The 20589-nt window shown below is 64.2% G+C and carries 17 protein-coding genes and 1 tRNA gene; 5 read left to right on the top strand and 13 right to left on the bottom strand.

Annotated elements, in window-relative coordinates; genetic code table 11:
- Nucleotides 1-118 precede the first annotated feature (118 nt).
- From NMG10_RS24790 to NMG10_RS24750, 9 genes are all read right to left on the bottom strand, one after another.
- Nucleotides 119-1513, bottom strand: coding sequence for an alginate biosynthesis protein AlgX (locus NMG10_RS24790; RefSeq protein WP_254465304.1), 1395 nt, complete (start codon nt 1511-1513; stop codon nt 119-121).
- Between the two features lie 30 nt (nt 1514-1543).
- On the bottom strand, nt 1544-2173 hold the full coding sequence (locus tag NMG10_RS24785; protein WP_203652062.1) for an alginate O-acetyltransferase AlgF: 630 nt from the start codon (nt 2171-2173) through the stop codon (nt 1544-1546).
- An 18-nt stretch (nt 2174-2191) separates the two neighbouring features.
- Nucleotides 2192-3286 carry an alginate O-acetyltransferase gene (locus tag NMG10_RS24780; RefSeq protein WP_254465303.1) on the bottom strand — a complete coding sequence of 365 codons (1095 nt, stop codon included), beginning with the start codon at nt 3284-3286 and terminating at the stop codon, nt 2192-2194.
- A 156-nt stretch (nt 3287-3442) separates the two neighbouring features.
- Nucleotides 3443-4870 (bottom strand): MBOAT family protein, encoded by a 1428-nt coding sequence (locus NMG10_RS24775; protein WP_203652066.1) that lies wholly within the window; start codon nt 4868-4870, stop codon nt 3443-3445.
- Between the two features lie 12 nt (nt 4871-4882).
- Nucleotides 4883-6328 carry an alginate export family protein gene (locus tag NMG10_RS24770; protein ID WP_254465302.1) on the bottom strand — a complete coding sequence of 482 codons (1446 nt, stop codon included), beginning with the start codon at nt 6326-6328 and terminating at the stop codon, nt 4883-4885.
- Nucleotides 6325-7773, bottom strand: coding sequence for a sel1 repeat family protein (locus NMG10_RS24765; RefSeq protein WP_232857042.1), 1449 nt, complete (start codon nt 7771-7773; stop codon nt 6325-6327). The genes NMG10_RS24770 and NMG10_RS24765 overlap by 4 nt, the downstream gene beginning before the upstream one ends.
- A 9-nt stretch (nt 7774-7782) precedes the next feature.
- The gene (locus NMG10_RS24760) at nt 7783-8946 is read right to left on the bottom strand and encodes a PilZ domain-containing protein (protein WP_203652072.1); all 1164 of its coding nucleotides are present in this window, start codon (nt 8944-8946) and stop codon (nt 7783-7785) included.
- Nucleotides 8947-8962: 16 nt separating this feature from the next.
- Nucleotides 8963-10495 (bottom strand): glycosyltransferase, encoded by a 1533-nt coding sequence (locus tag NMG10_RS24755; RefSeq protein ID WP_254465301.1) that lies wholly within the window; start codon nt 10493-10495, stop codon nt 8963-8965.
- Nucleotides 10496-10549: 54 nt separating this feature from the next.
- Nucleotides 10550-11857, bottom strand: coding sequence for a nucleotide sugar dehydrogenase (locus NMG10_RS24750; RefSeq protein WP_203652077.1), 1308 nt, complete (start codon nt 11855-11857; stop codon nt 10550-10552).
- A gap of 568 nt (nt 11858-12425) precedes the next feature.
- On the opposite strand from NMG10_RS24750, the gene NMG10_RS24745 reads away from it, so the two are divergent.
- The 5 genes from NMG10_RS24745 to NMG10_RS24725 all read left to right on the top strand — a co-directional run bounded on the left by NMG10_RS24745 (nt 12426) and on the right by NMG10_RS24725 (nt 16086).
- Nucleotides 12426-12815 (top strand): helix-turn-helix domain-containing protein, encoded by a 390-nt coding sequence (locus NMG10_RS24745; protein ID WP_028692527.1) that lies wholly within the window; start codon nt 12426-12428, stop codon nt 12813-12815.
- Nucleotides 12816-12878: 63 nt separating this feature from the next.
- Entirely contained in the window at nt 12879-13517 is a 639-nt protein-coding gene (gene uvrY, locus NMG10_RS24740) for a UvrY/SirA/GacA family response regulator transcription factor (RefSeq protein ID WP_028692526.1), read from the top strand.
- 11 nt (nt 13518-13528) lie between these two features.
- The gene (uvrC, locus tag NMG10_RS24735) at nt 13529-15352 is read left to right on the top strand and encodes an excinuclease ABC subunit UvrC (protein ID WP_050704747.1); all 1824 of its coding nucleotides are present in this window, start codon (nt 13529-13531) and stop codon (nt 15350-15352) included.
- Nucleotides 15353-15385: 33 nt separating this feature from the next.
- Nucleotides 15386-15946, top strand: a complete 561-nt coding sequence (gene pgsA / locus NMG10_RS24730; RefSeq protein WP_028692524.1) for a CDP-diacylglycerol--glycerol-3-phosphate 3-phosphatidyltransferase — start codon at nt 15386-15388, stop codon at nt 15944-15946.
- A gap of 64 nt (nt 15947-16010) precedes the next feature.
- Nucleotides 16011-16086, top strand: a tRNA-Gly gene (locus NMG10_RS24725).
- 121 nt (nt 16087-16207) lie between these two features.
- On the opposite strand, the gene NMG10_RS24720 is transcribed toward NMG10_RS24725, so the two are convergent.
- From NMG10_RS24720 to NMG10_RS24705, 4 genes are all read right to left on the bottom strand, one after another.
- On the bottom strand, nt 16208-16465 hold the full coding sequence (locus tag NMG10_RS24720; RefSeq protein WP_254465300.1) for a PAAR domain-containing protein: 258 nt from the start codon (nt 16463-16465) through the stop codon (nt 16208-16210).
- Complete coding sequence (locus NMG10_RS26045) at nt 16462-17322, bottom strand: DUF6708 domain-containing protein (RefSeq protein ID WP_337994573.1); 861 nt, start codon at nt 17320-17322, stop codon at nt 16462-16464. The genes NMG10_RS24720 and NMG10_RS26045 overlap by 4 nt, the downstream gene beginning before the upstream one ends.
- A gap of 69 nt (nt 17323-17391) precedes the next feature.
- Nucleotides 17392-18204: a DUF6708 domain-containing protein gene (locus tag NMG10_RS26040; protein WP_337994574.1), complete on the bottom strand. Its 813-nt coding sequence runs from the start codon at nt 18202-18204 to the stop codon at nt 17392-17394.
- The coding region (locus NMG10_RS24705) for a T6SS effector BTH_I2691 family protein (RefSeq protein WP_254465299.1) at nt 18201-20589 on the bottom strand (2389 nt) is incomplete at its 5' end. The genes NMG10_RS26040 and NMG10_RS24705, both read right to left, overlap by 4 nt.

The following is a 20589-nucleotide window of genomic DNA, read 5'->3' as shown; positions in this document are numbered from 1 at the left end:
CGGGGGGGGGGGGGGGGCGGGGGGCCCCCCCCCCCCCCACGCTGCCACCCTGTTCCCTGCGTGACAGCGCAGCCCGGAAGGGCTGGGTGATCTCCTACAGGAATTGCGTGGGTGCGGTTCACAGGCACAGGCGGGTCTCCACATCGGTGGCGGCGGTGCCGGCCTTGGTCGGTTCGAGGAACACCGAGAGCAGGTTGGCGCCGGCGAACTCGGGGGCCTTGCTCAGTTCGAGGTAGTACTGGCCGCCGCTTACGGCCGCCTCGCGGCGGAACCACACCTTGTCGCGGGCGCCATTGTCGTAATAGACGATGAGGTAGAAGTCCTTGACGCTCCTGTCGCTCAGGCGGATATCGAGAAAGCCGTTGGACACGGTCTGCCGGGCGCCACCAGCATTGCTCAGCAGTTCGATGCGCTCGCCGACCTTGAGTGGCGGACGCTGCAATTTCGTGCCAAGGATTTCCCTGGACGCCTTGCAGCCGCCGTGTATCGCCGGCACCAGCTGGCGGTACATCAACGGCGAATCCAGGCGGTAATTGGCCGGCAGTTCCCAGACGATCAGCTTGGGCGGCGCCTCGGGCTTGTAGTCGGCGGACAGCAGGTACTCCAGCAGCGAGCCGTCCTCGCCCACGCCGGGCAGGGCGTAGTTGAGTACATCCGCTTCCAGGTACTGCTTCAGGTAGCCGTCGAAGTTGAACTGCTTGCTCTCGTCCTCGCGGGCCGCCGCGTTGCTGTCGCCGACCAGGATCACCTCGGGATCGGGGGCTTCGTCGAACAGGGCGTCGCTGCTGTCGGCCACCGGCACGGTCTGGTAACCGCGCACGTACTGGAAACCGTAGTTGTTGCCGCAGATGTAGCTCAGGGCCAGGTTCAGGGTGCCGTCCTTGGGCACCATCACGCCGGGCTCGGTGCTGTAGCGCTTTTTGGTCAGGCTGTTGTAGAACGGCTGGCGGCGGATCTCCTCGGCCATGAGCCTGGCCGTTGCCTCGGCGCCGGCCGGGGTCCAGTGGTGGTCGCGGCGGAAGAAGTATTCGCCCTGGGGCGGCTGGCGCACCAGCTGCATCATCGGCGCCACCACCGCGCCGGCCTGGCGCAGCTGCCCCAGGTAGCTGTCGAGGTTGCGGCTGGCGCGCGCGTAGTCGAACCCGTGCAGTTGCTCGGCGTAGAGCTTGTCGCGGTGCATAAGGCCGCGGGTCGGCTGGATCGCCATGGCCACCTGGATGCCCTGGCGGTGGAACGCGTCCATCAGCCGGGCGAACTCCGGGCGCATGGGCGCGGGAATGCCGAAGTCATTGGTCAGGTCGACCATCGAGCGGAACAGCCAGCGCTCCTTGCCGGGGACGATCTGGCGCATCAGCTTCATGCGCCCTTCGGCATAGTGCTGCGGTTCGGCCAGGGCCGGGCAGACCATGCACTGCAGGTTTTCGCAGCCGGGCCGGACGGGCTCGGCGGCCTTTGCCTGCGCGCCGAGCAGGGCCAGGGTGGCCGCGAGGCCGAGGGGGAGGAGGGTGTTCATGGGCCAGTCATCCTTGCGTGCGGCACGGCGTCACTCGGTCGGGTCGATGCTGTTGGCCAGGCTCAGGCTGCGGTTGCCTGGCAGCAGCACATAGCTGTACGAGCGGCCCTTCTTGAGGAACAGCTCATCGAAGCTGGCCACTTCCTGGCCACCGACGTAGGCGGCGAAGTCGATCTTGATCTCGTTGACCATGCGCGCGCCGGTCTGGCCGCTGGCCAGGGCCTTGACCACCTCGTGCTTGCCGTCGGCGGTGCGCAGCGTGGCCTGGGACGGGGTCAAGTTGTAGAAGGCCACCTGGGCCTTCTTCGGCTCGTTGACGTACTGGTCGGCGATCAACTGCAGCTGCTTGCCGTCGTAGACCACGGTGCTGGCGGCATTGGCCACCAGGGTCGGTTCGATGGCCTTGGCGCCGATACCGATCCTGTGCACGCCGGCCGGCACGAAGCGGTAGCCGCTGAGCTGGCCGGGGGCGACCTTCTGCGGGTTGAGCTTGCCGCTGAGGGCCACCTCGACGTTGCCGTCGGACAGGTTGAGCACACGCACGAACGCAGAATCGGCCGGGGCCACGGCGTCGTACAGGTCGGCATTGCCTTCGGCGGCCAGGGCGGCGTGGCTGGCACAGGTCAGGGCCAGGGCGGTGAACAGGGGCGAAAGCTTCATCAGGTTCTCCTAGGGACGTCAGAAATGTCCGGGCTGGGCGCTGCGGGCCAGCGCGCCGGGACGATGGGCCAACAGGGTGCGCAGGGGGAACTCCCAGACCACGGTGTCGATCTGCGGGTTCTGCAACTGGTCGCCGGCGAGAAACTGGTTCATCGCCTCGAACGGCCCGCGGGCCTCCACGGCGATGGACAACAGGTCGCGGTTGAGCGCCTCCTTGAGGAACCCGACGAAGTTCCAGTCGTCGATCTTGCTGTAGCTGGTACCCACCAGCAGCAGGCTTTGTGTCTGTTCGGCGAACAGCGCGTCGCTGTCCTGTTCGGCCTGGAGGGTCTCGTACAGCTCGATCGGGTTAGGGCCGAACTGCGGCGCCAGGCGGGCGTGGTCGAACTGCAGGTAGTTCATCAGGTCGCCCTTGACCGTCTTGTCGCCGGCCTTGCGCGACACGTACACCTGGTCGCCGAGCAACTGCGGGCGCTGGCGGGCCAGTTCATAGGCCGACAGGCGCGCGCCGTCCGGGCTCCAGTGGGTGTCGGACTTGAGGAACAGCCGTGGGCCGGCCAGGTTGCGCAGGTAGGCGTCGCGCAACGGCACCACGTCCAGCCGGCGTAGCTGCAGGTCGGCGACGAAGCGGTCGTAGAGGCTGTGCACCCGCGGATCGAAGGCGTGCTCGGCGTGGTTGGCGTAGATATCCAGCTTCATCGGCAGCGGCAGCAGCACCAGGTGCTTGCCGTGCTCGGCCAGTTGCCTCTGGACCTTGACGATCTGCTCCAGCTGGCTCGCCAGGCTGGCGTCCAGGTCGTTGGGCACGCGGTATTCCTGGTTGGTGTAGAGCCAACCGTCCTTGCCCAGCACCACGCCCTTGGTGCCCTCGCCGAACAGCTGGAACTGGGCGTCGGCCCACAGTCGCTGCGAGGGCTCGCGCAGGAACAGGCGCTTGTCGTAGACCTGTTCGAACTTGCGCAGCAGCTTGCCGTCGACGAACAGGTTCCAGCTGTCGGTCTGGGCACGGGCAAAGCTCAGCACCGGCGGCAGCGAATAGACGAACATCGCCGCCAGCGCCAGGGCGAAGACCACACCGTTGGCCTTGCCGGCCGAATTCATCACTGGGTACATGGCATTTCCACGGAACAGTAAGTTGATTCATTAATCGACACGTCCCCCTGTAGGAACGGGCTTGCCCCGCGATCAAGGCGACGCGGTGCATGGCACCGGCTGCGCCGGTGTTCGCGGGGCAAGCCCGTTCCTGCAGGGGGCATCTCAAGCCTTGCCCTAGAACTGGAAATACAGGAACGGCGAGAACGAACTGGCCGCCAGGCTGCTCAGCGCCAGCAGGAAGCCGCCCCACAGCAGCAGGCTGTGCAGCACACCGACGTGACGCATGAAGTAGCCTTCCTTGTTGCCGGCGTAGAAGCGCACGTTGTTGATCCCGGCCAGGATCAGCCAGGCGATTGCCACCAGGGCAAAGGCCATGGCCATCTTCGAGGCGCCGAGCACATAGAGCTCCAGCGAACCGAAACCGTTGAAGCCCAGCAGCGCCTGGTAGATCTGCAGGCTGTGGCGCAGGTCCATGGTGAAGAACAGCGGCATGCTCAGGATGATCAGCAGCGCGGTGCGCAGGTTGCGGCCCAGGTGATAGGGCGTGGTGACCTTGGTCGCCAGGTTGAACCTGCGCTCCAGCACCATGCCGATGCCGAAGAACAGCCCCCAGCAGATGAAGGCGAAACTGGCGCCGTGCCACAGGCCCGACAGCAGCATGGTCCACACCAGCGCCGGCAGGGCGCCGGCCACGCGCTTGCGCACCAGCGGCAGGTACACGTAGTCGCGCAGGAAATGCGCCAGGGTCATGTGCCAGCGCGACCAGAACTCGGTGATGCTCTGCGACACATAGGGCTGGTTGAAGTTTTCCGGGAAGCGGAACCCCATCATCAAGGCCAGGCCCAGGGCCATGTGGCTGTAGCCGGCGAAGTCGAAGTACAGCTGCAGGGTCGAGACCACCAGGCCGAACCAGGCATCGCTGAACTGCAGGGTGCCTTCGCCGACGAACAGCACGTTGATCGGCGCCAGGCGGTCGGCGATCAGCACCTTCATGATGAAACCGAGCATGAAGCGGCACACACCCAGCGAGAACAGCTCCAGCGAGTGGCTGCGCTGGCGCAGCTGCGGCGCGAGCTGGCTGTAGCGCAGGATCGGCCCCGCCACCAGGTGCGGGAACAGCGCGACGAAGGCGGCGAAGTCGATGAAGCTGCGGGTGGGCGTGGCGTCCTTGCGGTAGATGTCGACGATGTAGCTCAGGGCATGGAACACGTAGAACGAGATGCCCAGCGGCAGGAAGATGTTCTCCAGGGTCCAGGTGTTGATGCCCAGCGGCGCCAGCAGCAGGGCCAGCACCTCGGCGCCGAAGTTGGCGTACTTGAAGTAGCCGAGCGTGGCCAGGTTACCGGCCACGCCGAGCCACAGCAGGCGCAGGGCACGGCGTTTGTCGCCGGCGTCCAGGCGCGCCTTGATGAACAGGCCGAAGCCGTAGTTCCAGGCGGTGATGGCGACGAACAGCAGCAAAAAGTCCGGGCGCCACCAGGCGTAGAACACGTAGCTGGCGGCGACGATCACCAGCGAGCGCCACTGTGGCCGGGCCAGGTAGTAGATGGCCAGGAACAGCGGCAGGTAGAGGAACAGGAAGACGTTGGAGGCGAAGATCATGCTGGCCGGTCCTTAGTAGCTGATCACCACGCTGACACTCAGCTGGTAGTCGTCGCCGGTGTCCAGCGCGCTGCCTGCGTTGAGGTAGCTGGCGCTGACCAGGGTGTTGACGTCCAGGTGCTTGCCGTCGAGGGCTACCGGGAACATCTTCCAGTAGTAGTTGAGGTCGATCATCTGGCCGACGTTGTCGCCCTTGCCGTGCCGGCCGGCGTTCAGTTCGCTCTGGCGCCGGGCGCGGGCATCGGCGGTCATGCGGATCGGCAGGGCGCCGCCTTCGTCGCGCAGGTTGAGCTGGGTCACCCGCAGGTCCAGGGCGCTGCGCGCCGTGGGCCGGGTTTCCAGGGCGACGCCGTAGTAGCTCAGGTTGCGCAGGTCGAGGGCGACGAACGAGCTGGTCAGGCGCGTGCTGTACGAGCCCTGGCGGGTGATGCGGTCGGACTGGATCGGGTTGAGCCGGAAGCCGTCGTTGTCGTCGTCCGGCTTGTCGGTCAGGCCGCCGCGCAGGGCCAGGCGCGGGGTCCAGGGCAAGGTCTCGAAACGCTTGCCGACCTCGCCCAGCGCCGCCCAGCCGCGGCTGCCGTGGCCGGTGCTGGTGACACCGTTGCCGGCGGTGTTGTCCATCGTGCCGTCCAGCGCCGCCAGTTCCAGGTGGTAGTCGCTGGCCAGCGGCAGGTTGTCGCCCTTGAAGAACAGTCCGTAGCGCCAACCCTTGAAGTCGTAGCGGTCGTCGGCGTCGTGGCCACTGCGGTCGTTCTCCTGCATCAGGCGCACGCCGACCTGGTTGTTCGGGCTCCAGCGATAGGCGTACTGGCCCATCAGGTACAGCGTGCGCGCTTCGCTGGCGGCCAGCGAATTGACGTCGGTGTTGTAGTTGCGAAATTTCTGCCCGACCGCGACGAAGGCATCGCTGAAGGTATCCTGGTAGTTGAATCGCAGCGACTCCAGGCTGTCGTCCCACCAGATGCCGTAGTCGTCGTAGAAGCGCTGACGACCGAACGACAGCGAGAAGCGCGGGTCGTCGCCGATCAGGTTGCGCTTGACGTACAGCTCGCGCAGCTCGGCGTACCAGCCCTCGGGTTGCTCGCGCTCATTGTTGTTGGTCGACTCGTTGGCCAGGTTGCTCGACTGGCTGGAGTCGTAGTTCAGCCACAGGCGACCATAGACCATCCATTTGGCCCAGCGTTTTTCCGGCGAGTACCAGGCGAACGACGGCTCGTAGCGCAGGCTGTAGAAGCTTTCGCGGTCGCGGCCGACCTGGGAGTCCTGCGGCCCGTAGCCGGTCTGCACGGTGAGCTTGTTGAAGAACTCCGAGGTGATCAGCGGCTCGCTGCCGTCAACGGCCGCGACGCGCACAGGCGCGTTGCTGTCGGCCTCGGGGCCGGTGACTTCCTCGGCCGCCAGCACCGTCAGGGGCGCCAGGGCGAGCAGGGCGCCGAGCAGGGGTGGGTGGGCTTTCACAGGGTGGCCTCCTTCAACAGATCGTTGCGCGCGGCCAGGGCGCGCTCGATGTCATCCTTGGGCAAGGTCTTGTCCAGCCGTTTGATCAGGCCGCGGGCGCGGGTCTCGCCCAGGTCGAGGGCGATGCGCGCATAGGTGTAGGCCTTGACCGGGTCGTGGCAGATGGCCCGGCCGCGCAGGTGCACGGTGGCCATGCGGTACCAGGCCGCGGTCGAGCCCTGCTCGGCCTGCCGCTGCCAGATGGCCAGGGCACGCTCCTGGTCGGGCTGGTCGAGGCCGCCCTTGCTGTACAGGTCGCCCAGCAGCAGCTGCGCGTCGGGATAACGGGCGGTGATCAGCTCGTCGATCAGCGCCTGGGACTTTTGCGGATCCAGGGTCAGCCAGTTGTTGACCATGTAGAACGCCGCATCCAGCGCCTTGGCCCGGGTCGGGTCCTTGGCCCGCACCTGGGCGATCAGCGCCTGGGTCTGCTCGGCGTTGTGCTCGGTGGGGTTGGAGATCATGAAGTTGGCCTTGGACACCTGCGCCGGCAGGTAGCCACGGGCGACGGCGTTGTCCAGCCAGCGCTGGGCCTCGGCGATGCCGTCGGCGCGCAACTGGTCGTTGGCCTTGTCGCGGGCCAGTTGCTCGGGCGTCGGCTCGACCTTGGGGCCCATGGCGCGGCTCAGGCGCTGTTCGCGCTCGGCGTCCAGCTCGGCGCGGGTGGTGCCGTGGATGCTGTCCAGCAGCGCGCCGATGCGCTGCACGACCTCCACCGGCAGGCTGGCCATCTCCGGCTCCAGGCTGCGGGCGAAGGCGAGGAAGGCCGGGTCCTGGCGCTCGCCGAGGAAGCGGTAGTAGCGCTCGATGCCGCGTGGGTCGATGCGCGCCGCCTGCTGGTACCAGCGCTCGGCTGCGGCGCTGTCGCCCTGGCGCTCGGCGACCACGGCGCGGTACAGCTCAGGGCGACAGTTGAGCAGGCAGCTCTGTTCGTACAGCGCCAGCAGTTCGGCGGCGCGCTCGCCGGGGAACAGCTGCGGATAGACCAGGAACACCTCCAGGCTGGTGCTGGTGCTGCGCGGATCACGGTCGTTGGGGTAGCGGGCCAGGGCCTGACGCACCCAGGCTTCGTGACTGCGCTGCAGGCGCGGGGTGCGGTCGAGCAGGCGCGCCAGCGAGGCCAGCGCCGGGATCTGGCCGTGGCCGTCGGCGAAGGCCTCCTGGTACAGGCTCACGATGTCCTGGCGGTTGGCACTGTCGCTGTTGGCCAGCACATCGCCGAGCAGCTGCTTGGAGGCCAGGTCGCCACGCTCGGCGAGGGCGCGCAGGTCGCTCGTGACATCGGCGCTCGGGTCCTTGTACAGCGCGTAGCGGATCTGCTCCAGGCTCTGCCCGGCCCAGCCGCTGCCGGCCCAGGCCAGGCCGAGGCCGGCCAGCAACAGGCGCGGGGCGTTCTTGGCGATCATGACCGGCCCTCAGTTGCCGCTGCCGAACGGCAGGCCCAGGTACAGGTCGACCGCCACGGCCTTCTGGTAGGCCGCTGCCGGCAGCGGGCTGTCCGGCTGGATGGTCAGGGCCAGGTTGTGGTTCAGCTCGTCGGAGCGGGCGTCGACCACCTTGCCGCTGAAGTGCTGGTCGAGGCCGAACACCTGCATGTCCACCGAGCGCACGCGGCCGACATCGGCGAGCTTGTCGAACGGCACGTTGGCGCGCACGAACAAGCCCTCGTGCTTCGGCAGCAGGTGCATCATCGGTGCGGCCTTGTAGCCGTAGCCGTCCAGCGGCGGCGACGGGTACCAGACCTGGCAGTCGCACGGGCTGTTGATCACCGTCTCGACGCTGGCGCGCCCCAGCAGCGCCTGCAGGTCGCCCGGGGCGAGGTCGGCCAGGGCCTTCATGTCCGCCGGGCTGGTGAAGCTGGTGGCCAGCTGGGTGGAGATGTTCGCCAGCGGCTGGCCGGCCTGCACCTCGCTGGCGCCGGCCGGCAGCAGGTACTTCACGTAGCCGTTGTCCGGCATGCTGATGACCTGGGCATTGCCCGCCACCGTGGCCTGCAGCGCCGGGACGCGGAAGAACAGCAGGTAGCCCTTGTAGCCGACGAAGCCCAGCGCGGCCAGGCCGGCGGCGGCGTACAGCGCGGTGCCGGCCACGGCCTTGAGGCGCTCGGCCGGGGTGCGGGCGCTGGCCTGCTGGTGCTTGCGCGCCTTGATGTAGTTCTCGCGCTGCATCACGTTGAACAGGCCGTTGATGTCGGCGACTTCGCCCGACAGGTAGGCGCTGATCAGGTAGCGCAGGATGTCGCGCTTCTGCGCGTCGAGGTCGACGAACTGCGCGCCGACCTCCTTGCCGCGCTGGGAGACGATGCGCACCTTGCCGTCGATCGACAGGTCCACCTGGTTCAGGCGCAGCTGGATCGAGGCGTCGTACAGCGCGCCGACGGTCAGCGGCGCCTCGTGCAGCAGGCCGATGCCGCCCAGCGAGATGTCGGCCAGGTCGGCCTCGAACGGTTCGCGGCCGACACCGGACAGGCGCACCCGGGCGTGCATGCGGGTGCGCACGTACTGACGCTCGTCGATGGCTTCGTGGACGATGTTGGCCGTGGTCGTGCCCGGGGCCGCCGGGGTATTCGAAGTACTCATGTGCAGGCGCCTTTCCTTAACGTTGCGAGAGTTCCAGAAGAACGGTGATGACCCCGAAGAAGATGGCGATCGAGGAGCACAGCATCGCCTTCGAGGACCAGCGGTTGAGGCCGGCGTCGAAGTCGACGCTGCCGGTGGCCAGGGTGGTCTTCTGCCGCGTCCAGCGTTGCTGGTCCATGTGGAACATCGCGTAGACCTTCATCAGCGAACCGACGATCTGGTTGTAATAGAGAACGAACGGGTACATCGGGCTGACCGGGTGCCCGGCGAAGACGAACAGCACCGTCACCAGGCTGCGCGAGACCAGCACCCAGAACAGGTACACCAGCAGGTACTGGATGCCGAACACCAGGCCGGCGACCACCGAGCCGGTCAGGCCCATCAGGCAGGTCCACATCGACACCCGCTGGTCGAGCAGCACGTACAGGGTGAACAGCCCCAGGCGCGCGCGGCCGAGCAGGGCGGTGGCGCGGAAGTTCTGGCGCAGCGAGTTGCCGTACCAGCGGAACATCAGCTGGCGGGTGGCCACCCAGAAGCTGTCGCTGGGCGGGTGCTCGACGGTCAGGGTGTGGCTGTCGGGCACGTAGAAGGTGCCCCAGCCGGCGCGCATCAGGCTCAGCCAGCTCGACTTGTCGTCGCCGGTGAGGAACTGGAAGCGGCCCAGGCGCCAGTGTTCGAGAAAATCCGCCTCGACGTCGCGGATGAAATCCGGGTCGGTCATCACCCCGGCGCGGAAGAACGACAGCCGCCCGGTGAGGGTCAGCACCCGGTGCGACAGGGCCATCGAGCACATGTTGATATGCCGTTGGACGAAACGCATCGAGTGCCACTGGCGCATCCAGCGACTGCCCTCGACCTGGCAGAACTCGTTGGTGGTCAGGCCGCCGACGTCGGGCAGCACGGCGAACAGCTTGACCGCCCGCTCGACGCAGCCGGGCAGCATCATGGTGTCGCCGTCGACCACGCCGACCACCGCGTCGTCCAGCGGCATCTGCCGCGACAGCGCGCGGAAGGCGTGAGCCAGGCCATCGCGCTTGCCGGTGCCGCGGGCGCGGACGATCACCAGGCCGATATCGTCGCGGCCCCGCACCTCGTCGCGCATGATGTCCTTGATGAACTGCTCGTCGCCCTTCTCGACGATCGAGGCGATTACCGTGCACGGCACCTTCAGCCGCTGCACCTCCTGGAACACCGACTGGTACACCTTGAAGGTGGTGTGGGTGGGGATGCGAAAGCTGGTCACCACCATGAACATGTGCGACGGCAAGGCCGCGTCACCCAGGCGCTCGACCTGGCGGCGCAGGCGCGGGAAGCGCCAGTGCAGGAAGTACATGCCGCGCAGGTAGTGGACGATGGCGTTGCCGTAGCGCCACATGCCCAGGGTGCCAATGATGAAGATGAACAGGTGGTGGTTCGGGTCCAGGTACTGTGGCGCGACCATCTGCGCGGCCAGGGCGATCAGCCCGGCGAGCAGCGTCCAGGCGCAGAAGCTGGCCGCCGCGCGCATATACCCCGGGGCCGCGAAAGGCCGCTGTTGCTGTCGTTCCATGGCGTTGTAGCTCCTTGGGTCGGGGCCCGCCGTAACGGCGGGCGGCGGCGTGCCTTACCAGCAGATGCCGTGGCGTTGGGCGTCGCTGCTGCCGGCCATGAAGCCGACCAGGTCGATCACCTGCTTGCCGTTGCCGACGTCCAGGGCCTGGACGAAGCGCTCGTCGTTGTTGCCCAGCACGATCACCTCGGCCTCGTCGATCACCTGCTGCAGGTCGCTGCGCAGCAGGGCGCTGACATGGGGGATCTGCTGCTCGATGTACTGGCGGTTGGCGCCGAACTGGCGGGCGTGATCGACGTTGGCGTCGAAGATGCGCAGGTCGTAGCCCTTGCCGATCAGCTGCTCGGCCAGGGTTACCAGCGGGCTTTCGCGCAGGTCGTCGCTGTTGGCCTTGAAGGCCAGCCCGAGCAGGGCGATGCGACGCTTGCCGGCCCGGGTCACCAGGTCGAAGGCGTTCTGTACCTGGTTGCGGTTGCTGTCCATGATCGAGGCCAGCAGCGGGTGCGCCACGTCCAGCTGGCTGGCGCGGTAGGTGAGGGCGCGCACGTCCTTGGGCAGGCACGAGCCGCCGAAGGCGAAGCCCGGGCGCAGGTAGTAGCGCGACAGGTTGAGCTTGTAGTCTTGGCAGACCACGTCCATCACTTCGCGGCCATCGACCCCCGAGGCCTTGGCGATGTTGCCGATCTCGTTGGCGAAGCTGACCTTGGTGGCGTGCCAGACGTTGCAGGTGTACTTGATCAGCTCGGCGACCTCGATCGATTTGCGGATCACCGGGGCGTCGAGGCCTGTGTACAGCGTGGCGAGCAGATCGCCGGACTGGCTGTCGAGTTCGCCGATCACGGTCATGGCCGGGAAGTCGTAGTCCTGGATCGCCGTGCTTTCACGCAGGAATTCCGGGTTGACCGCCACGCCGAAATCGCGCCCGGCCTGCTTGCCCGAGGCCTGCTCGAGGAGCGGGATGACCACGTTCTTCACCGTGCCCGGCAGCACCGTGCTGCGCACCACCACGGTGTGGCGGCTGGCCTTGTCGCGCAGGGCCGCGCCGATCTCCCGGCACACCGCTTCCATGTACACCAGGTCGAGGTCGCCGTTGGCCTTGCTCGGCGTGCCGACGCACAGCAGCGACAGCTCGGTGGCCAGGATCGCCGCCTGGACATCGGTGGTGCCGCGCAGGCGGCCCTGGCGCACGCCGTCGAGCAGCAGCTGTTCCAGGCCCGGTTCGACGATGGGCGAGCGGCCCTGGTTGATCATGTCGATCTTCGCCTGGGCGACGTCCACCCCCAGTACCTGGTGTCCGCGTGCCGACAGGCAGCCGGCGCAGACCGCTCCCACATAGCCAAGTCCGAAGATACTGATGTTCATAGATCCCTCTCCCCAGGCGCGGCGCAAGGCCGGCCGAGATACTCAGTTCAGAAGTTTTGAAAATGCCAGACGCGCAGGATCAGGCCGCGCTAGATATATAGCGATGCAGGCTGTTTCTTGGTGGTCTTCTTACATCCTAAGGAGTTTTCTGATAGTTCGGCAAGCTTTGTTGTGTTGTTGTTTTGATAAATTCTAAATTTCCTGTGAGAAAGTTGAAAATTACTTATAAAACAATGACTTAAAGTTAGATAAAAGTTGGGCGTCAAAAAATAGATACGTTTGTTTGTGCCGATAAAATGACGCCAAAATGGCGCTTTTCTCCACTTTTTCCACCGTTTCAGTCGCGCTTCGATGTGCGCTTTTTTACTGATTTGGGTGATTTTTCTGATTCTTGGAAGTGCTATTTTCGTCTGTCGTCGGGCGCGTCCATGTCCCCCAGGCGTCCGACTGTGGCGCAATGATGGCTTGCAAGGATTGGATCCAATTGGCATAGTGCCGGACGACTGCGCAGGCATTCACTCGGGTGCGGGATGCACCCTTCTTCCATTCATGCAAAGGAGGCAAGCAGATGAACGGATTCGGTCCGCGACTCAGAGAAGAGCGCGAACGCCTGGGGCTGACCCAGCGTATCTTTGGCGACATCGGTGGCGTCGAGCCCAACGCCCAGGGCAAATACGAGAGCGGCGAACGCACGCCGCGCATGGACTACCTCGCGGCGGTCGCCAGCAAGGGCGTCGATGCGCTCTATGTGCTGAGCGGCGTGCACACCCCCGCGCCGCTGGACAGCCTCACGTCCGACGAAAACCGTCTGCTCGACGCGTTCCGTCGCCTGCCCTCGGCCGACCAGGCCGCGGTCTGGCACCTGCTCAACCGCCTGGCGGGCGAGGAGGGCGGGGCACAAGTGCTGCGTATTCGGCGGCCTGACCGGCAGGCATATTTCCATGACGCTTTGCGCTAGGTTCGTTGTGAAAAATTTTGTTAAGGTGGCGGGATCCAATCGCCCCACTGACGAGGTGTCTGCTTGATTAGGGTCCTGGTGGTCGACGATCACGATCTGGTGCGTACCGGCATCACACGCATGCTGGCCGACATCGACGGGCTGCAGGTGGTGGGGGAGGCGGACTCTGGCGAGTCCGCCCTCAAGCTGGCCCGTGAGCTCAAGCCGGACGTGGTCCTGATGGACGTGAAGATGCCAGGGATCGGTGGTCTGGAAGCCACGCGCAAGTTGTTGCGCAGCCATCCGGACATCAAGGTGGTCGCGGTGACCGTGTGCGAGGAAGACCCGTTCCCCACCCGCCTGTTGCAGGCGGGTGCCGCGGGCTACCTCACCAAGGGTGCCGGGCTCGACGAAATGGTCCAGGCGATCCGCCTGGCCTTCGCCGGCCAGCGCTACATCAGCCCGCAGATCGCCCAGCAGCTGGCGCTCAAGTCGTTCCAGCCGCAGGGCTCGCCGTTCGACGCGCTGTCCGAGCGGGAAATCCAGATTGCGCTGATGATTGTCGGCTGCCAGAAGGTGCAGATCATCTCTGACAAGTTGTGTCTGTCCCCCAAGACCGTCAATACTTACCGTTATCGAATCTTCGAAAAACTCTCGGTCACCAGCGACGTCGAACTGACCTTGCTGGCTGTCCGCCACGGTATGGTCGACGCAAGTCTGTAAGCACACACCTCATGTCACAACCTTTTGATGCAAGCGCGTTCCTGGCGACCTGCAGCGGTCGCCCGGGCGTGTACCGGATGTTCGACGCCGAAGCCCGGCTGCTGTACGTGGGCAAGGCCAAGAACCTCAAGAAGCGCCTGGCCAGCTATTTCCGCAAGACCGGGCTGGCGCCGAAGACGGCTGCCCTGGTGGGGCGCATCGCCCAGGTCGAAACCACCATCACCGCCAACGAGACCGAGGCGCTGCTGCTCGAGCAGACGCTGATCAAGGAATGGCGACCGCCCTACAACATCCTGCTGCGCGACGATAAGTCCTACCCGTACGTATTCTTGTCTGACGGCGAATTCCCGCGCCTGGGCATCCACCGCGGCGCGAAGAAGGCCAAGGGCCGCTATTTCGGCCCGTACCCCAGCGCCGGTGCCATCCGCGAGAGCCTGAGCCTATTGCAGAAGGCGTTCTCGGTGCGCCAGTGCGAGGACAGCTACTACGCCAACCGCACCCGCCCGTGCCTGCAGTACCAGATCAAACGCTGCAAGGGGCCGTGCGTGGGGCTGGTCGCCGCCGAGGAGTACGCCGAGGACGTGCGCCACTCGGTGATGTTCCTCGAAGGCCGCAGCCAGCAGCTGGGCAACGAGCTCAGCGCCGAGATGGAAAAGGCCGCCATGGCCCTGAACTTCGAGAAGGCCGCCGAGCTGCGCGACCAGATCGCCCTGCTGCGCCGGGTCCAGGACCAGCAGTACATGGAGGGCGGCTCCGGCGACGTCGACGTGGTGGCGGCCTTCGTCAACCCGGGCGGCGCCTGCGTGCACCTGATCAGCGTGCGTGGCGGCCGGGTGCTGGGCAGCAAGAACTTCTTCCCCCAGGTGGGCATCGAGGAGGAGGTGGCCGAGGTCATGGCCGCGTTCCTGTCCCAGTACTACCTGGGCAACGCCGAGCGCGAGCTGCCGGGCGAGCTGATCGTCAACGTGGTGCACGACGACTTCGCCGCCATCAGTGAAGCGCTGCAGACCCTGCGCGGCCGCGAAATCAGCATCAGCCATCGGGTGCGCGGCACCCGCGCGCGCTGGCAGCAGTTGGCGGTGACCAACGCCGAGCAGGCCCTCAATGCCCGCCTGGCCAACCGCCAGCACATGGCCGCGCGCTTCGAGGCGCTGGCCCAGGTGCTCGACCTGGACGAGGTGCCGCAGCGCCTGGAGTGCTACGACATCAGCCACTCCAGCGGCGAGGCCACCGTGGCCAGCTGCGTGGTGTTCGGCCCCGAAGGCCCGCTCAAGTCCGACTACCGCCGCTTCAACATCGAAGGCGTCACCGCTGGCGACGACTACGCGGCCATGCACCAGGCCTTGCAGCGCCGCTATGGGCGGATCAAGGACGGCGAGGGCAAGCTACCTGACGTGCTGCTGGTGGACGGCGGCAAGGGCCAGCTGAACATGGCCCGCGACGTGATGCAGGAACTGGGCTTTGCCGACCTGACGCTGCTGGGCGTGGCCAAGGGCGTGACCCGCAAGGCCGGTTTCGAGACCCTGTACCTGAACGACGTGGCCCACGAGTTCACCCTCAAGGGCGACTCGCCGGCCCTGCACCTGATCCAGCAGATCCGCGACGAAGCCCACCGCTTCGCCATCACCGGCCACCGCGCCCGGCGCGGCAAGGCCCGGCGTACCTCGAGCCTGGAGGATGTCGCCGGGGTCGGACCCAAGCGCCGTCGCGACCTGCTGAAACATTTCGGCGGCCTGCAGGAGCTCAACCGCGCCAGTGTCGACGAGATCGCCAAAGCCCCCGGCATCAGTAAAAAGCTTGCCGAGTCGATTTATGCCAGCCTGCATAGCGAGTAGAATGCCGGGTTCAACTCGCAGCCAGTCGTACCGATGAATATTCCAAACCTGCTCACCGTTCTACGCGTCCTGCTCATCCCGATCTTCATCCTGCTGTTCTATGTGCCCTATCACTGGAGCTACATGGCCGCCAGCACGGTGTTCGCCATCGCCGCCGCCACCGACTGGCTCGACGGCTACCTGGCGCGTCGGTTGCAGCAGAGCACCCCGTTCGGCGCCTTCCTCGACCCTGTGGCCGACAAGCTGATGGTCGCCGTGGCCCTGGTCCTGCTGGTGCAGGTGCACGCCAACTTCTGGCTGACGCTGCCGGCGGCGGTGATCATCGGCCGCGAGATCGTCGTTTCGGCGCTGCGCGAGTGGATGGCCGAACTCGGCGCCCGCGCCCACGTGGCGGTGTCGAACCTGGGCAAGTGGAAGACCGCCGCGCAGATGCTGGCGCTGGTGATCCTGCTGGCCAACCCGCCGCTGCTGACCTTCTGGGTGGTGCTGGGCTATGGGCTGCTGCTGGTGGCGGCGGGCCTGACCCTGATCTCGATGGTGCACTACCTGCTGGCCGCCTGGCCGCACCTGCGCGAAGGTTCGGAGCAGAAGTAAAAGTTTTTTTGAATCAAGGGGTTGACGCCGTTCTGGAAATCGCTAGAATGGCACCCATCACGACGCGGGAATAGCTCAGTTGGTAGAGCACGACCTTGCCAAGGTCGGGGTCGCGAGTTCGAGTCTCGTTTCCCGCTCCAAATTCGATCCACAGTGCGTCGCTGGGATCACAAAGAAGAGGCCGAAAGGCCTCTTTTTTTGTGCCTGGGATTTGGTGGTTGCAGATTCATGGCGTCTCTTGCCCCAAGGCACAAGCACCTGTCAGTCGAGAAGCCACCCCGAGTCCCCCTCGACAAGCGTGCCACCATGACTGGTGCGATCGCCCTGGCGTGCCACGCACTTGCCATCGATGAGAAAGTGCGGGGCCCCCGTTTCGATCAGCGCCCCACAGCTGATACGGTCCCCGACTCGGGCAACGGGTTTGCCATTGAACTGGTAGGTTTCACTGCCGGTCTCCACCACGCCTGCGCCATGCAGCGGGCACTCGTGCAGGTGGCCTACAAGGACGACCGGTTTCATGTGGGTTCTCCTGCTGTAGGGCCGGTACGGGACTCACGGTCTATCGCTTCCGGCCATTGCACCCTGGGGGCCAATCGGCGAATGGGGGTGAGTTCGAAGTCATTGTCCCAATCGCGGGGCGGGCGAACAAAGGTGGGCAGGGCGTCTGGGCCCTGTTGCATGAACAGTCTGATGATCTCCCAGTGTTGCTTGCCATCCTCGATGCTATGGGTGAAGAAAAGACGGTCGATGATTTCGTCGGTGCCTGGTTTGCGGACTGCAATAAGGACGTTCTCGACGAGCCCGCCATTGCCCATGGGGGCGTAGACACTACAGGCTTCGGCGATAAGGTCTTTCCAATCGTAGGCTACGGGGCGCACTCCCCATTTCTTCCTGCTGAATATGTGGATGCGATCAAATCGATATTCATAAAAATAGACCTTTTGCCTGAGTCGATTGAAACGGATTGGTTCGTTGCGTGGCATCTCGATATCTATGCGTGCATAAGGTAGTGTGATCCAAAATATTGCTGTGATTAGACTAAGTCCGGCTAAGAGAAAGCTCACTCCCATTTCGTTGATGTTAAATATTGCATCATATATAAATGCTAGTGTTAGAGGGAGGCTGGCTAGTAGCGCTATACCTAAGGTTATACTAAAAATACCTCTGAGTCTTAATGAGGTTCTGGATATTTCTATGTAGGTTTCGTTTATTTTGTTTGGTGTGGGCGGTAGCTTAGTGGCTTTGGTTTTTGGTGTCGGCGCCTCATTGGGGAGAGGCAGGTCATATTTCCAGCCTAGGCCACGGCGAGGAAGAGTTCGGTTGGTTGTAGTCATTAATAGGTTTTCAGGAAGTCTATGGTTGATCTCGAAGCTCATTATTATTACGCCTGTGTCATGTGGTGGGCATTCGAGTCGGTGAACTGAAAGAGCAAGCAAGCTTCACAGTTATTCTCCTACTGTAGGGCCTGTACGGGATTCACGGTCTATCGCTTCTGGCCATTGCACCTTGGGGGCTAAACGGCGAATGGGGGTAAGTTCGAAGTCATTGTCCCAATCGCGGGGTGGGCGAACGAAGGTGGGCAGGGCGTCGGGGCCTTGTTGCATGAACAGTCTGATGATCTCCCAGTATCGCTTTCCATCCTCGATGCTATGGGTGAAGAAAAGACGGTCGATGACTTCCTCGGTACCTGGCTTGCGGACTGCGATAAGGACTTTCTCGACGAGCCCACCATTGCCCATGGGGGCGTAGACACTACAGGCTTCTGCGATGAGGTCTTGCCAGTCGTAGGCTACGGGGCGCACCCCCCATTTCTTTCGGCTGAATATGTGGATGCGATCAAATCGAAATTCATAAAAATAGACTTTTTGCCTGAGTCGGTTGAAGCGGATTGGTTCGTCGCGTGGAAGTTCGATATCCATGCGGACAAAGAATATAGTTGCCCAATATATGCCTGCTAGTGTGACAATTGCTATTGTGATTATGTCTGCTGCGGCTTTTACGCTTCCGGCTATTATCGTTGCTACAAGAACTGCGATTGGTAATAGCGTAATTAGGAAGCATAATGCGCCTCCAATGATAAATACTCCTCTTATTTTGTGAGTGGATCTAGGGATTTCTATGTAGGTGTCATTTATTTTGTTTGGTGTGGATGGTAGTAAGACTGCGTTAGTCTTTTGTATGGGCTTTTCATTGGGGAGAGGTAGGTCGAATTTCCAGCCTAGAGGATGGCGAGGTAAGTCTTTATTGATTTCGGTCATTCGTTGACTGCCTTGGTTTCTAAGTTTGCATAGGCCTCGGGAGAGTTTCGGTCTGGCCAGTAAGTGACGTTTAAAGTTGCAGTCTGTATGCTGTGTCTGCCAAGGCTTGGGGTGAGTTCTATGTGGCCGGTTATGAACTCGGTGGTAGTGGATCCACCGGAGTGCAACACTGCAGATTTTTTGCTGGTTTTTTGGCTGAGGGTATCTGCTCTGTAGTCTTTCACTTTGCGAGAGGGGCGCGACGACGGCTTTTTCTGCGAGGTTGGCAATGGATGTAAAACTGCATGGGATCCTGTGGCTATGATCTCGCCGCTCGTGTAGTTGGACGGAACCCCATCGCCATGTCGATGAACGGTCAGAGACCAGTGATAGCTGTAGCTGGAGGCATCGATGTTGGGGAGGAGGATCTTGAATGTCAGCTTTTGCTCGGTGGCCGCTTGGGCAATCCATCCGATTTTAGCCGTGAGCGTGGGGTCGGCTCTTTGGGATTCGAATTTCACGCCTGCCTCAACGCCTAATGTAGCGGCGTTTAATGCTGCAAAGGCGATGTCCGCATGTTCGGGATATTCCCAGTGAATGGCAGGGCTTTCATTGGCTTTGCCGAAATGGCAACGTATCGCCCAACGCTCTATGGAACTTGACTCCTTGCTTTCCGCCAGTTTGACCATGCCATAGGAGGCTGCAGCGAGGATAATCGCTATCCCTAAAGGGCCCATTAATGAAGCATTGAAAACTGCTATTGTTGAATAAATTACTCCTACGCCTGATGTTGCTGCTGCAAAGGTGTAAGCTGATGCGGCTGTTTTATCCCCGCCTTTCCATGTTCGCTTCAAGGCAAACACTGCCTGTGCCGTATCGTAAATCCCGGCCACGGCCCCCATGACGGCACCTACCCTGACCGTTGCCCGCCCCATTTCTATGACTGTGGCCATCCGTGCCGTCCCCGCAGGCGTCATGGGGATCCTGGTGTTGATCTGCGTGGCGCCGGTCCTGATGATCAAGCCCAGCGCCTCGATCCCTCCGCCAAGAATCGCCAGCTTGGACCCATGCAACGCCATCACCGCTTCCCTGGATTTCTCGCCGATCTCGATTTCCGCCTTTTCCAGATTCTTCGCCAGGCTGTCGTGGGTCAGGTACAAGCCGCCCAGGGCCAGCAGGAGCTCCCAGCTGCCGGCCACGCCGCGCACGCCGGTGAAGCTGGTGCGCACCAGCTGCGCCGCCTGCTTCGCGGTGATGCGCATGCCGTGGAGCAGTTGCCGGGCGTTGGCGTCTAGGGTGCCCGCGGCGACCGAGAGGTTGACCAGGCTGATCTGCGCGGCGTCGCTGAGCTGGTTGACGCGCAGACCGGCTTCCTGGGCCAGGCGCTCCTGCAGCACGTCGGCGGTGCCCTCGACCCAGACGCTGACGGTGATGACGCTGTGCGCCAGCTTCGGGTCGAGCACCGCCAGGCTCAGCAGCCCGTGCTGGATGACCGGCCGCACCCAGCGCCTGGACGCGCTCACCTCGGCATCAAATTCGCGCAGGCCCAGGAGCATGCGCTCGCGGGCCTTGGCGGTCTGCGCGCTGGCCTTGTGCTGCAGCTCGCGCAGGTGGGCACTCTGCAGGGCGTAGTACTCGCTGAGCTTCATCTGCACCTGCAGCTCGATCAGTTGCACGCCGTTGTACAGCCACTGGCTGGCGCTGTTCAGGCGCATCACGGCGCGCTGCACGCCGGGCGGCAGCAGGGGCTTCAGGCGCAGGCTGGCGCCATTGATCGCGCCTTGCGTCTCGGCGATGGCCTGGCGCAGGGTGTCGCGCAGGTTCAAGCCGGCATCGTCACTGGCGATGATCTTGCTCAGCGCCCCGTAGAGTTTCTCGCTGTCGCCCCAGTCGGTGGGATCGGTGGTGGAGAAACTGGGCAGCAGCGCGGCGAGCAAGGCCCGGTCGCGCAGGAGCACGGCGCGGTAGGGCGGGCTGTTCGGGTCCTGCAGCCAGCGCTGCCACAGCGCCGCGCTGCTGCCCGGGGCAGGTGCGCGGGGTTCGCCGTCCACGTCGGGGGCCTCGGTGACGCCGCCAGCCAGGCACAGGGCCATGGTCTTGCTGTAGGCGATGCCGGACTCGCGGTCGCCGCCGTCGTAGTCGTGTTCCTCGATGGCGTGGAACAGGCTGCTGTCGCAGAGCTGGGTGTAGGCCTGGGTGTTCAGGTCGATGTAGCGCTGGTACTCGGCTTCCTGGCGCTCGTACTCGGCCTGGAAGCCTGCGCGTAGGGGCTCGTGGTAGCGCTCCTCGAGCCGGGCGACGCCGTCCCGAGCGCGCCGTTCGACCTCGCGCTGGCGCTCGACCTGCGGGTCGACGAACACCGGCGGGCCATCGCCGCTGTGGGGCTCGAAGGACGGGGTCTGCTGC

It is taken from the genome of Pseudomonas sp. DVZ6 (genome assembly GCF_024259445.1).
GTDB lineage: Bacteria > Pseudomonadota > Gammaproteobacteria > Pseudomonadales > Pseudomonadaceae > Aquipseudomonas > Aquipseudomonas peradeniyensis.
This window is presented reverse-complemented; position numbering and strand designations above follow the sequence as displayed.

Bases quoted from the DNA above. Each gene is read 5' to 3' on its own strand.
- NMG10_RS24760 (WP_203652072.1), bottom strand. From the start codon at position 8,946: ATGAGTACTTCGAATACCCCGGCGGCCCCGGGCACGACCACGGCCAAC.
- NMG10_RS26045 (WP_337994573.1), bottom strand. From the start codon at position 17,322: ATGAGCTTCGAGATCAACCATAGACTTCCTGAAAACCTATTAATGACT.
- NMG10_RS24750 (WP_203652077.1), bottom strand. From the start codon at position 11,857: ATGAACATCAGTATCTTCGGACTTGGCTATGTGGGAGCGGTCTGCGCC.
- uvrC (WP_050704747.1), top strand. From the start codon at position 13,529: ATGTCACAACCTTTTGATGCAAGCGCGTTCCTGGCGACCTGCAGCGGT.
- NMG10_RS24780 (WP_254465303.1), bottom strand. From the start codon at position 3,286: ATGTACCCAGTGATGAATTCGGCCGGCAAGGCCAACGGTGTGGTCTTC.
- NMG10_RS24745 (WP_028692527.1), top strand. From the start codon at position 12,426: ATGAACGGATTCGGTCCGCGACTCAGAGAAGAGCGCGAACGCCTGGGG.
- NMG10_RS26040 (WP_337994574.1), bottom strand. From the start codon at position 18,204: ATGACCGAAATCAATAAAGACTTACCTCGCCATCCTCTAGGCTGGAAA.
- NMG10_RS24755 (WP_254465301.1), bottom strand. From the start codon at position 10,495: ATGGAACGACAGCAACAGCGGCCTTTCGCGGCCCCGGGGTATATGCGC.
- NMG10_RS24765 (WP_232857042.1), bottom strand. From the start codon at position 7,773: ATGATCGCCAAGAACGCCCCGCGCCTGTTGCTGGCCGGCCTCGGCCTG.
- NMG10_RS24775 (WP_203652066.1), bottom strand. From the start codon at position 4,870: ATGATCTTCGCCTCCAACGTCTTCCTGTTCCTCTACCTGCCGCTGTTC.
- pgsA (WP_028692524.1), top strand. From the start codon at position 15,386: ATGAATATTCCAAACCTGCTCACCGTTCTACGCGTCCTGCTCATCCCG.
- NMG10_RS24720 (WP_254465300.1), bottom strand. From the start codon at position 16,465: ATGAAACCGGTCGTCCTTGTAGGCCACCTGCACGAGTGCCCGCTGCAT.
- NMG10_RS24785 (WP_203652062.1), bottom strand. From the start codon at position 2,173: ATGAAGCTTTCGCCCCTGTTCACCGCCCTGGCCCTGACCTGTGCCAGC.
- NMG10_RS24790 (WP_254465304.1), bottom strand. From the start codon at position 1,513: ATGAACACCCTCCTCCCCCTCGGCCTCGCGGCCACCCTGGCCCTGCTC.